Source organism: Micromonospora chokoriensis (assembly GCF_900091505.1).
GTDB classification, from domain to species: Bacteria; Actinomycetota; Actinomycetes; order Mycobacteriales; family Micromonosporaceae; genus Micromonospora; species Micromonospora chokoriensis.
Genome location: NZ_LT607409.1, coordinates 5,595,668 through 5,608,342, shown reverse-complemented (window position 1 = coordinate 5,608,342; position 12,675 = coordinate 5,595,668). Strand labels below are relative to the sequence as shown.

6 protein-coding genes are annotated in these 12,675 nt (G+C 73.0%); all 6 read left to right on the top strand.

The window, feature by feature from the left end:
- The first annotated feature begins 358 nt into the window (after window positions 1-358).
- The gene (locus tag GA0070612_RS25385; protein ID WP_157742599.1) at window positions 359-580 is read left to right on the top strand and encodes a hypothetical protein; all 222 of its coding nucleotides are present in this window, start codon (window positions 359-361) and stop codon (window positions 578-580) included.
- 116 nt (window positions 581-696) lie between these two features.
- The gene (locus tag GA0070612_RS25380) at window positions 697-1,572 is read left to right on the top strand and encodes a DUF4132 domain-containing protein (RefSeq protein ID WP_088990205.1); all 876 of its coding nucleotides are present in this window, start codon (window positions 697-699) and stop codon (window positions 1,570-1,572) included.
- Complete coding sequence (locus GA0070612_RS25375) at window positions 1,569-6,305, top strand: hypothetical protein (RefSeq protein WP_088990204.1); 4,737 nt, start codon at window positions 1,569-1,571, stop codon at window positions 6,303-6,305. The genes GA0070612_RS25380 and GA0070612_RS25375 overlap by 4 nt, the downstream gene beginning before the upstream one ends.
- A complete protein-coding gene (locus tag GA0070612_RS25370; RefSeq protein ID WP_197699239.1) occupies window positions 6,302-7,417 on the top strand; it encodes an AAA family ATPase in 1,116 nt (371 codons plus the stop codon). The genes GA0070612_RS25375 and GA0070612_RS25370 overlap by 4 nt, the downstream gene beginning before the upstream one ends.
- On the top strand, window positions 7,410-10,856 hold the full coding sequence (locus GA0070612_RS25365) for a DUF5682 family protein (RefSeq protein WP_231924338.1): 3,447 nt from the start codon (window positions 7,410-7,412) through the stop codon (window positions 10,854-10,856). The genes GA0070612_RS25370 and GA0070612_RS25365 overlap by 8 nt, the downstream gene beginning before the upstream one ends.
- Window positions 10,853-12,646, top strand: coding sequence for an SWIM zinc finger family protein (locus GA0070612_RS25360; RefSeq protein WP_088990201.1), 1,794 nt, complete (start codon window positions 10,853-10,855; stop codon window positions 12,644-12,646). The genes GA0070612_RS25365 and GA0070612_RS25360 overlap by 4 nt, the downstream gene beginning before the upstream one ends.
- The last annotated feature ends 29 nt before the right edge of the window (window positions 12,647-12,675 follow it).

Here is a 12,675-nt window from a genome sequence, read left to right as displayed (position 1 = left end):
GATGGTAGGTCGAGGCCGTCCCGAAGGGGACTGTTCGCGTCTCGGGTGGCGGGCGTTGGATGGCACGATGCGTGCTGTGAGTTGGCACTTGATGGTCACGCCGCTGCATGTGGCGGCCTCAGGCGGTGGACGTGAGTGGGTGGCTGAAGCCGAGTCGTCCTTTGGTCTGCCGGACGAGCCACCGGCCCCTCGTGAGCTGCCGACGGTGGCGCAGGTGCTGGCTGCGTTCCGGAGGGCCGGCTGTCACGGCGTGCCGTGGTTCCAGCTAGCCGGACATGACGTGACCAGCGAACTTCCGGGCTGCCCGGATCCGGCCACCTGCCCATCTGTGGGTGGCCTGGACCTGGGGGAGGTCAGCGTGGGAGTCGATGGTGCCAGCGGGGACGCGCCTGTGGAGTTGGGCCAGGCCGTGACCGACATCGGGCTCCGTAAGCCGTCCGGCAGGGCGGTGTTGGCCGCGACGGTGGCGCTGGCGTCGCAGACGGGGCCGTTGCTGGTGTTCGGCGACAGCGGCGAGCACGTGTTCGTGGTGGCTCCGGGCGACGACCCGACCCACCTGGGTCAGCACTGGCCGTGGTAGCCGTGCCGCTCTGTGGAGAGCCCTGCTTGCCGGTGCGAGCTCTCATCGGACGGTGATCTCGAGTGTCGGTCCCGGGTGGCACAATCCCGCTCACTGCTCGGCGGGAGGAGATCAACATGGGCTGGCTGGCAGTCGGTGTCGACTATGAAGTAGGCCTGGAACGAGGGAAGGTGATCGCGCGTAACCGCCAGGGCAGGCTGCTCAAGAGCCTGCCGAAGGCGTTGCGTGACACCGACGTGGTGGTCGGCTTGCGGCAGCTCTCCCAGTGGTTGAAGCGGCACGAGATCTCCTGCCGACGCGAGGTCGAGCAGTGGATGGTGCGGTCGCTGCCCGTGCCGACCACGGTGATCTGCGAGGTGTGGGCAGACGAGGCATGGCGTACGTCGCTGCGTGATCTGGTCGTCGTGCCGGTCGACGGTGCGGGGCGATGGGACACCGACCGCGCGGGCCTGCTGCGTGACGCGGACCCCGAGAAGGGTCTGGGTGTGGTGGACCTGGACGGCGAGAGCGGACGGCTCACCGCCGTGCAGGTAGTTCTGCCGCACCCGGTTCGTCTGCCTGATCTGTCAGATCTGCGGGAGTTCGCCGCGGATCTTGGGGTGCGGCAGGAGACGTTGCAGTTGTTCCGTGAGGTGTGGGCGCTGCCGGAGTCACTCGACGATCGGCGGCGCGACCTGGCCCGGTATGCCGGGGGCCGCTACAAGGAGTTGCGCCACGTGCAGGCGCGGGCGACGTCGGCGGGCTACCGCGTGCAGGGCGGCGCCGCGTCGGTGCGGGTGTGGGAGGACGGCGTCCCGATGGTCGCGTCGGTGTGGATCGGCGAGGGCGACCCGTTGTACGAGACCGAGACCGGCCCGCTCTATTTCACCGGTCCGGATGGCGAGGCGGTCGGGTTGGCGGCGGTGGGGCCGGTGGCGTGGTCGGAAGGAATGCGGATGGCGGCGAATCTTCACGCCGGCCGGGTTGTCGACGAGGACGGTGAGCGGGCATGAGTGAGGCCCTGTTGGAGGCGGGAGGGATCCTGCCTGACGGTGAGGCGCAGACCGACCGTGATGTGGTGACCGCGCGCCACTACACCCATCCGGCGCTGACCGGCCGCACCGTCGTCCGTCTCGCCGGGGCGACCCTGGGCGAGGCCGAGGACCTGTCGATGGAGTTCCTCGGCTTCAGCCGTACCGCCGAGCCGACGCCGGTGGGCACGGCCCGGCGGCAGTCGCTCGGGTTTCCGGCCTGGGCGTTGATCAATGATCCGGCGAACGGCCGGCACGCGCTGGCGATGGTCAAGGAGATGGCCCGGCTCGCGCGAAGCGCCGCTTCCAAGCCGGGTAACGCCCGCGATGGTTACCAGCAGCTCGCCGACCGGTTGGGCGCGGCGGCGCCGCACTTCCTGCCGACGTTCTGGGAGGAGGCCGGGCGGGCGTTCCGCGCCGCCGACAACCCGCGGATGGCCGGCGGCTGCTTCGCCGAGGCCCGCCGGGCCGAGCAGGTGCACGGGCTGCCGGTGGACGAGGAGCGGCTGCGGGACGTGCACCTGGAGTTCGCCTTCGCCGGTGCGCTGACGGCGAAGGCGCTGACCGAGTACTCCCGCGCGGTTGCGACGCGGCGACCGGCGACCGAGGCGTACGAGCTGGTGCGGACCCTGGCCATTCGTCGCGTCGCCGGCGGGTTGCCGCCGTACGCCGGGATGGCGGAGGACCTGCGGCGGCTGGCGAAGGCGGCCGGCGTGGACGTCGAGGAGCAGGCCGAGGAGGTGATCCGGCAGCTACTGGCGTTCCCCGCGATGGTCCGCTCGAGCGAGGCGGTGTGGAAGGCGTATCGCAGATCCCTGCTGCGGCTGGCCAAGCGCGACCCGGCGGTGCGGGCGCGGCTGGCGGAGATTCTCCCCGAGCCGCCCGGCTGGTCCACGGATGTCACCGACTTCTGGCTGGAACTGCTGGACGCCACCGGCACGCTCGATCTGCTGGGGGACGGGGCGGCGACGATGTCCGCGGCGCGGTGGCTGGAGCGGCTGATGGCGTTGCGGGAACGGGGCAGCCGGCGTCGTTGTGAGCGGCTCGTCCGCGTCGTCGCGGACCTGGTGCCGCGGCTGCGGGCGGAGGGCCGGCCGGTGACGTTGTGGAACGACTTCGCTCACCGGGCCGACCTGGATGTTCTCGACGTGTGCCTCGCTGGTGGGGTGCCGGTGGTGATCGACACCGACAGCGCCGCGTTCACCGTGTCGGCCTGGGTGCGCGACGCCGGCCCCGGCCGGCGGGACCTACGCGCCGTCGCCGCCGACCCCAGGTGTCGGGTGCTGCTGGCACGGGGGACCGCCGACGCCCTGTCGGAGCTGCACGACAGTCAAGGATCGGGGCCACTGCCGGCGCGGTTGATCACCGAGACGCTGGGCGCGGCCGGTCTGCGGGAGGTGCTGGCGGAGCTACTCGTCGAACGGGCGGCCCGGGTGTCGGAGGGCACCGTGATCGGCTTGGACGAGGCGCTGTCCCAGCTCGCGGCCGTGTGGTCGCCTGCCGGTGTGGCCTTGGCGCCGGGCGCGTTCACCGCCCTGGCGAAGGTCGACGTGCCTGGGGTGCTCGCCCGGTCACTGCGGGCCGGTCTGGTGGCGGAGCTGTCCTGGCCGGCATATGAGCAGGTGGCCGAGGACAAGCTCGGTCGACGCTTCGGCGACGCTTGGCCGCAGTTGGTGGTGCACGACAACCGGACGGCACACGTCGTCGACGTCGACGACGACGTTCCGACCAGTGAACACATCTTCCGGTACCCGCCCTCGGACAGCCCGCACGCGCGCTACCCCCACGCCGAGACCAGCTGCCGCCTGGTCAACGGGCAGCTCCTCGTCACCTGGCACAGCACCGGCGGCCGGTCCGCCGGCTACTGGTCGGCCGACCCGGAGGAGCTGATCGAGCCCGGCGAGTCGACCGCCCACGCCCTGTGGGGCCGCCGGTCGATCCCGTTGCCGTTACCCGATGGCGCGACGACCACCGGCAGTCGGCCCTGGCACGCCGGGGACACCCGCAGTCCGGCCGCGACGTATCCGGTCGCTGGTGACGGCGTCTCGTTCTGGCGGTGCGAACAGCCCACCGACCCGATGGACAGGGAGCGGCGCTGGCGGGAGTACGACCCGGCGACGGGCGAGGGCGGCCGGTACAGCCTGCCCGCGTTCTTCGCCGCCGACCTGCCCCCGGGTGCGACCCTTCTCGCTGACCTGTGCGAGTTGCGGCCGGCACCGGCACAGTTCGCCTCGTCGCCACTGGGCTGGCGCGACGGGCTGGTCGGTTGGCGGGTGACCCGCCTGTCGGACGGAACGCAGGTGGGGGAGGGGGTCGACGGACGGCGGGTGTCCTGGCATCCGAGCGCGGTCCGGGCCAGCCGCCACCCGTTCCACAGCGACGCGCTGGTTGCCGGTCTCCGGCTACCGGGCAGCGACGTCGTGCTACCGGTGACCGGGCGGCCCCATCACCGGGCCGAGTTGGAGCTGACCGTGTGGAGCGCCGACGGCCGAGAACCGGTGGACCGGTGCCGACCATCCCGGCACGTTCCGCCGCTGGCCTGGTGGCACGCACTGGCCCCGCGCGACGTGCCGGGCTCGGCCCGGCTGCGGCGGCTCGACGCCGCCGACGCGGCCCGGCTGATGGCGGTCGACGACACCGTCACGACGTCCACCGAGATCAACGCGGTGGCGCTGGCCCTCGTCACCGAGGTGCTGACGGAGGTGACCGACCCGGTGCTGCGCACCGCCGTGGCGGACAAGGTGGTGCGCGCGGTACGGCTGCGTCGGCGATTGGAAGGGGTGCCGCAGCTGGTGGCGACCGAGCCGGTCGACGAAGGCACTGCCGACGCCGTCGCCGACGACCTGCTGCGCACCGCCTGGTCCGGGCTGTTGCCGGCGGAACGGTTCACCTACTACAGCGGCCGTGCCCAGACGCGGCGGGAGATCCTCCGCCAGATCACCGCGGTCGCCGATGTCCTCGCGGCCGCAACGGTCGAGGACGTACCGCAGGCCACCCCGACCTGGGTGGACGCGCTCGGCGGGCTCGGTGCCCTGGCCCTCCGCGCCGCCGCGCCGGCCACCGGTGAGCAGGAGCGCTCCGCACTGGCCCAGGTGTTGTCCACCCTGGCCGGTACCGTTCTGGCCGACCCGGCACAGGCGGTGCGGGTGCTCACCGCGGCGTGGGACGAGGCACCCCCGGAGAACCACCGGGTCGTGCAGCGCGACGGAGCCCAGGTCACGGTGCTACTGCCAGAGAACAGCCCCATCTGGTACGCCGGGCGAGGCAGGCAGTTTCGGCGTACGGCCGTTCAGTGGGCCGCGGACGGGCGGTTCACCCCGCCGCCCGGCGCCACCGTCGAGGCGGAGACCGTCGCGGCCGGCTGGCGGGGCGCCGATCGCATCAGGGCGTTCTGCCGGCTGCTCGCCGAGCAGGGCCCGGCCCCGTGGCGCGCGGAATGCGTCGACGACCTGGTGCGGCGCACGGGCATGACGCGGGCCGAGGCCGCCCTGCTGCTGGCTGGTCTTCCCGGCATCGATGACTGGCAGGCGAACTTCCTCACCCCCGACCAGCGGCGCATCCTCGGGGTTAACAGCACCCAGGCGCGCACCGCCCGCGACGCGTTGAAGTCGCTGTCGTACGGGCACCGCATCGCGTTGGTGGACGCGGCGATGCCGCAGGACCCCGCCGATCTGTGGCGCACCGGCCCGGACGTCGACCGTCTCGCCACGGCCTGGTTGGCACTGCGTGGCGCCCGCGTCGTCATCGGCGAGCAACTGCTCGCCGACGCCACCCGCGTCCTGCCCACGAACCGAGCGGCCGACATCCTGCAGACGATCGCCGATCCGGCACCCGGAAGCTGGCTGACCACCGACGGGGAGAGCCAGCCCGGCGACTGGGGCCGACTGGAGACCACCGCCACGAGCGGTACCCCGTTCGACGGCAACCACCTGTACGGGTGCACGGTGGCGCTGCTGTGGCTGGCGTACCAGCTGCCGTGGGGTGACCCGATGCGCGATGCTCTGCCCCGGGCGTTGGAGTTGCTGCGGCAGCGGCTGCGCAACCCGCGGCTGCTGATCGGCGCCGGGCGACACGATGCGGACGAGCCACCCCAGGTCGGACCGGCGCTGGTGACCGGAGCCGCCGTCGGGAACGTGGTCGTGCACCACCTCGCCCCGGCCCGGCTCAGCGGACCGCAGGACCCGGCGATCAGCTTCATCTTCGGCCCGGTCACGGACACGCTGCGGCTGGTGCTCTCCCCGGACATCGCCGCCACACTGGCCACACCGGACGGAGCCAGCGGCGACCATCGCGACCCCCGGGTCAGCGCACCCGACCTGGTCGACACCGTCGCAGCTCACACCGGCCTCGACCGGGACTCGGCCGGCTACTACCTGCAGCTGCTCGCCCTGCCGAACCCCACGGATGTCAACGTGCGGACCTGGAACGCGTGGAAGCCCGCCACCCTCAAACACGCCCAGGCGGCTCTGCTCGACTCCGGGCTGGTGGTGGCAGGCAAGCGGGAACGGGCCGGTCGCGGAGTCTTCCTGCCCGGCGGCTGGCTCGCGGCGAAGAACCCCACCCCACCCATGGAGACCTGGAAGCAGCCGCTGTACCTGTTCCTCAACGGGTTGACGCTCGTCAACCGCACGATGCCGGAGCTGTTCCGCGCGGTGTGGGATCGCGTGAGCGCCGGCGACAAACCTCGCTACCTCGACCTGCAGGAGAAGGCGTGAACACCCGACAGATCGACCCGCCGGAGCACCGGTACGCCGACGAGCTGGCGTTCCTGGCGGCCGCCGACCGTGGTCCCCGCCCGCCCGGCTGGACGCTGACCCCCCAGGCGGTGGTCACGTTCATCGCCGGCTCCGCCGGCCGCCCCGTGCAGGGCCCCGACGGTCGTCAGGTCACCTTCGCGGCGAAGTTCGTGGGGGAGCGGGCCCTGGTCGAGCGGTGTGTGGTGACCCTCGCCGGAGAACGGGGCCTGCTGCTCGTCGGCGAACCGGGCACCGCCAAGTCGATGCTGTCCGAGCTGCTCGCCGCCGCCGTGTGCGGCACCAGCGCCCTGGCCGTGCAGGGTACGGCCGGGACGACCGAGGAACAGCTGCGCTACGGCTGGAACTACGCGCTCCTGCTGGCCAAGGGGCCGTCCCGGGAGGCATTGGTGCCCTCACCGGTGCTCACCGCGATGACCTCCGGCGCCGTCGCCCGGGTCGAGGAGATCACCCGCTGCCTGCCCGAGGTGCAGGACGCGCTGGTGTCGATCCTGTCCGACCGTCGGTTGGTCCTGCCCGAACTCCCCGACGACAGCGTCGCCTACGCGGCTCCTGGCTTCTGCGTCATCGCCACGGCCAACCTGCGGGACCGGGGCGTGTCCGAGATGTCCGCGGCGTTGAAACGGCGGTTCAACTTCGAGGTGGTGCCTCCGATCGCCGACTTCGACGCCGAGGTCGCCCTCGTCACCCGGCAGGCCCGCGCCGCCGTGGAACGGGTCGGCGCCGCGTACGCGGTGGACGAGGCGGTGCTGGAGACCCTGGTGACCGCCTTCCGTGACCTGCGCACCGGCAGCACCGTCGAGGGTTGGGAGGTGGAACGTCCGTCCTCGGTCATGAGCACCGCCGAGGCGGTCGCCGTCGCCGCGTCGATCGGCCTGTCCACCGCGTACCTTCCCGGCCCGGACCCGTTGTCGCTGCTGCCCGGGCACCTGGTGGGTGTCGTCCGCAAGGACGACCCGGCCGACCATGCGCGGCTGCTGGCGTACTGGGACGGCGCCCTGCGCCGCCGCGCCGAGGCCGGCGGCCGGATGTGGCGGCAGCTGTGGGAACAGCGCGATGTCCTGCGTGACTGACGACAGCACCGCTGACGACCCGCGCGCCGCCGTCGCACGTCTGAGCGACACCGGCCGCGTCACCCTGATCGGCGTGCGGCATCACTCGCCGGTGCTCGCCGCGGCGATCCCCGCCCTGCTGGACGCGGCGGCCCCGGACGCGGTGCTGGTCGAGCTGCCCGCCGACATGCAGCCGTGGCTGACCTGGTTGGCGCACCCCGACACCCGGGCGCCGGTGGCCCTGGCCGCCGCCAGCGGTGACGAGGGCGGACCGCTCGCCTTCTACCCGTTCGCCGACTTCTCCCCGGAGCTCGCCGCGCTGCGGTGGGCGCATCGGCGAGGCGTGCCGGCCCGCTGCTGCGATCTTCCGCTGAGCGACCCGACATGGCAGGAACGTCCGGCAGCCGTCGGATCGCAGGTGAAGGGCTACGCCGACAGCGTGCGGGCCACCCTGACCGGTCGGACCGGAGACGACCTGTGGGACCGCTGGGTCGAGGCGGCGGCCCCCGGCTCGCCGCCGGAGGCGGTACGCCGGTCGGCGCTGGCCGTCGGCTGGGCGCTCCGCACCGATGCCGCCAACGGCATCGGCGCCCTCGACCAGCGGCGCGAGGCGTGGATGCGGCAGCAGATCGCGGAGACCCCCGGCCGGCTCGCCGTCGTCGTCGGCGCCTTCCACGCCCCCGCGCTGACCACACCGGGACACCCGGCATCCACCACGCCACCGACACCTGAGGCCCAGGCACAACGACGTACCCCGGTCGTCTCTCTGGTGCCGTACTCGTTCGACCTGCTCGACGCGCGGTCCGGCTATCCCGCCGGGATCCGCGACCCTCGATGGCAACAGGCTGTCCACGAGGCGCACGCCGATCCCAGCGCGCTGGCCACCCACCTACGCGGTTTCGCCGTCGAGATCACCCGGCACCTGCGGGACCAGGGACACCCCACGGGCCCGGCGGAGGCCGCCGAGATCACCCGGCTCGCCCACGACCTGGCCCGACTGCGGAACCTGCCCGCCGCCGGACGCGGTGAACTCGTCGAAGCGTTGCAGACCGTCCTCGCCCAGGGCGAACCGGCCGGCCGGGGCCGAGCAGTCGCCGTCGCCATGCAGCACACTCTGATCGGACAGCGCCGCGGTCACCCCTGCCCGGACACACCCGTCTGCGGGCTGACTCCCGCCACCACGGCCCTGCTACAGCAACTGCGCCTGCCCGGCCCCGGTGACCCGCCCCGCACCGTTCGGCTTGATCCCCTGCGTACCCCACTCGACCGGCGACGAGAGGCCACCCTGCAGCGACTGCACGCCTGCCAGGTGCCCTACGCCGAGCCGGTCGAGACCACCACCGCCGACACCCTCACCACCCGCTGGCGGCTGCACTGGCAGCCCGGCACCGACGCCGGACTCGCCGCCGCCAGCCCGCACGGTGTCACCCTCGCCCAGGCCGCCGCCGGCATGCTGAACACCCGGCGCCGCCGAGAGGTGACCGACGGCGGCCCCACCGCCGCACAAGCTGTCGCCGGGCTCACCCGCGCCGCCGCGTGCGGACTACCCGACGCCGTCGACGTCCGCCTTGCCGACCTGCACACCGCCGTGACCGGCACCGCCACCCTCGCCGACCTCGCCGCCGCCACCCAACTGCTCCAGCGGCTGCGCCGGGGGCACATCCCCGCCACCCCGTCACCACCAGCCGGCCTCGACGAGCACCTGACACACCTGCACGCCGCGGCAGTCCGCGCCATCGACGGGCTGGCCGGATCCACCGACCCCGGGGACGCCCGCGCGCTGCTCGACCTTGTCCGCAACGCCGACGACAGCGGCCACCTGCTGCGCCTCGGCCACGCCGTCAGCCGCCTCGCCCGCGACGGATCACCCCTGATGCGGGGGGCAGCCCACGCCGTCCAGGTGCTGCTCGGCATCGCCGCCCCCCACGCGTTCGGCGTGGTCCTGGCGTCCTGGACCGAGATGCCGGCCGCCGAATGCACCGACCGACTCCGCGGAGCGCTCAGTCTCGCCGGCGCCCTGCTCGAAGCCGGTGGGGACACGCTGACTCCGCTGCTGGAGACCATCGACGGCTGGGACGACGAGCACTTCATCCGCCGGCTGCCGGCGCTGCGCGGTGGCTTCGAGGTGTTGAGCCCCGCCGACCGGGACCGTGTTCTGGACACCGTCCGGCATCGCATCGGTGACCTCGACCCGTCCGTGAGCGTCGCACCCGGCCTGCTCGCGGACTGGCTCGCCGTCGACCAGTCGGGACGGCAGGCCCTGACCGCCCTCGGGCTGCCACCGGGCACGGACGACCACACCGCCGAGGAATCGGCTCCACCACCGTCGCCGGCGCAGCCCCGCCCGGCTCACCGAGCGCACACGCTGCCCGCCGCGCAGCGCTGGCGGCTGCTGCTCGGCCGCCGCCCCGACGACCTGCCACCGCACGCCCGTCGACTCGCCACCGCACTCGACGAGCTGTACGGCAGTGGTAGGGGAGAAGGCTCCCACACCGCCGCCGGACCCGGCGGTGGCAGACAACCCGCATACCCGCAGGTGCGGGATTGGGCCGACGACCTCGAAGCGCTGTTCGGCGCCGCGGTACGCGACGAGGTGCTCGCCCGCGCCGCCGAACGAGGACGTGCCGACGCCCTGCTCACCATCGCACCCGACGACGTCCGCCCCTCGGTGGAACTGCTGCACACCGTCCTGGCGCTGGCCGGCGGGCTTCCCGAGGCGCGGCTCAACCGACTGCGCCCACTCGTCGCCAGGCTCGTCACCGAGCTGACCGCGCAGTTGGCCCGACAGATCCGACCGGCACTGACCGGGCTCGCCACACCACGACGTACCCGCCGACCCGCCGGACGCCTCGACCTCGGCGCCACCGTGCACGCCAACCTGCACACCGCGCACCTCGACTCCCACGGCGCGGCGCAGATCCGCCCCGAACGGTTCGTCTTCCGCAGCCGCGGTCGACGCAGCGTCGACTGGCAGGTCATCCTCCTCGTCGACGTGTCCGGGTCGATGGAACCGTCCACGATCTGGGCGGCGCTGACCGCGTCCGTCCTCGCCGGCGTGACGACCCTCCGAACCCACTTCGTCACCTTCTCCACCGAGGTCGTCGATCTCACCGACCGGGTCGCCGACCCGCTCAGTCTGCTGTTGGAGATCAGCGTCGGCGGCGGCACCCACATCGCCGCCGCCCTGCGCTACGCCCGGCAGCTCGTCACCACCCCCAGCCGCAGTCTCGTCGTGCTCGTCAGCGACTTCGAGGAGGGACATCCCATCGGCGGGCTACTGGCCGCCGTCCGGGCACTCGCCGACGACGGGGTGACCCTGCTCGGCTGCGCCAGCCTCGACGACCGAGGTCAACCCCGCTACAGCACCGGCGTCGCCGGGCAACTCGTTGCCGCCGGGATGCCTGTCGCCGCGCTGAGCCCCACTGAACTGGCCCGCTGGATCGGAGACCAGGTCCGATGAACCTGCCCGCCGTCGCACCAGACGTCGTCGCCGACGCCGTCGCCGCCCTTCCCGCCCGGCTGCGGTCCAAGCTCGACCAGGCTCTCGAGAGGCAGTCGACCTGGACCGTCACCACGTCCGACTCGGGCGCGACGATCACCATCGACGACCAGGTCACCGTCACCCTCACCACCCCACTCGACACCGCCGAACGAGCTACCTGCACCTGCCTGCTCGCACCACGCTGCCTGCACCGAGCCGCGGTGCTCAGCGCCGCCCCCGTCCTGAGCACGCAGCCACACCACGCGGCCGCGACCGGTTCGGATGGGGCCAGCGTCGAGTCCGTCGTGACCACGGAGGCCGATCCCGCCGCTGCGGCCGCCACCGCCGACGAGAAGGCCGCCGCCACCCGGACGCGCGACGTGGTTGCGCAGATCCTCGAACACGGGGTGGCAGGCGCCGGCGCGGTGACCCAGGCGGACCTGCTCCGCGCCATCCACCAGGCACGCGCCATCGGGTTGCCCCGACTGGCGACAGCCGCGACCACAGTGGTGGAACTCCTCCGCGCAGCCCGCCAGAGCGTCCCCGCATTCCGGCTGGCCGACCTCACCGAGGCACTGCGCGACGTGCTGACCGTCTCGCACCTCCTGATCAGCGGCATCGGTGACCAGCAGGCCGCCCGGGGCGTGAGTCGGCGCGGCTACGGCCCGGCCGGCGATCTGCACCTGTACGGGCTGTGCACCGAGCCGCTGCGCACCACCACCGGGCACGTCGGCGCGATCAGTTACCTGACCGACGGCGCATCGACCATCTGGAGCCTGGCACAGGCCCGCCCCGGCGACGGCGACACAGCCCGCAACACCGCCCAGGCGAGCGTGAACCTCGGCGACGTGACGATCAGCCACCGGGACTTGGACCGCGCCGGGATCACCGTCGTCAACGCCCAGGCGTCCGCCGACCGGCGTCTCAGCCAGGGCAGGACCGTGCAGGCCGTACGAACCACCGGCCGCACCTGGCACGAGGAACCCGCCGACGTCCTCTGGCGGCAACCGATCCCCGAACAGGCCGCCCGCTGGCTGAACGCCTTCGACGTCGCCCCACACGAGCGGCCCGCCGGTCACGACCTCGCCTTCCTCGACGGTGTCCTCGCCGCCGACCGACGAGGCCTACTCCTGCGGACGACGCAACTGCCGGGGCCGGTCGTCGTCGTCGCTCCACACGACGATCCGGTGCTCCCGTACGTCGCGAACCTGCGGCTGCTCGCCGCTCACGCCACCGCCATGCCGGTACGGATGATCGGGCGCTTCCACGGACCCCGCCAGGTCCACGGACTCGCCGTGGCCGCGCCCTGGCTGCCGGACCGCTTCGGCGGACACGTCGACCTTGGTGTCGACCAGATCCAGCGTGCCGACCTACCCGACGCCGGAACCACAGAGCCTTACGACAACGACCAACCCCAACCGCCGCTGCACCTCCTCACCCACCACCTGCAACGGGTGGTCGCCGCCGGCCGCGCCGCCCTGGTGCCGGACGTCGACCGGGACGCGCGGGCGCTCATGGACGCCCAACTGCCGACAGCCGCGTCCGTGCTACGTGAACTACGGCGCGCGGGTCACCGACGGAGTCGCGACGCGTTCGGCCGCTTGAACCAGCAGGACTCCTCCGCCCTCGCGGTGGCCTGGCTGACCGCTGCGACCTACCACCACGGCGCAGCGACAGCCGTGACCGCGACGTCATGGCATGTCAACGTCGCAGATCGGTCGGTGGACGGGTGTCGCGCGTCACCGGAGCGGCCCGCAGCAGCGCGGTAGCCGCGATTCGCCCGGTGGTTGACGGTCCC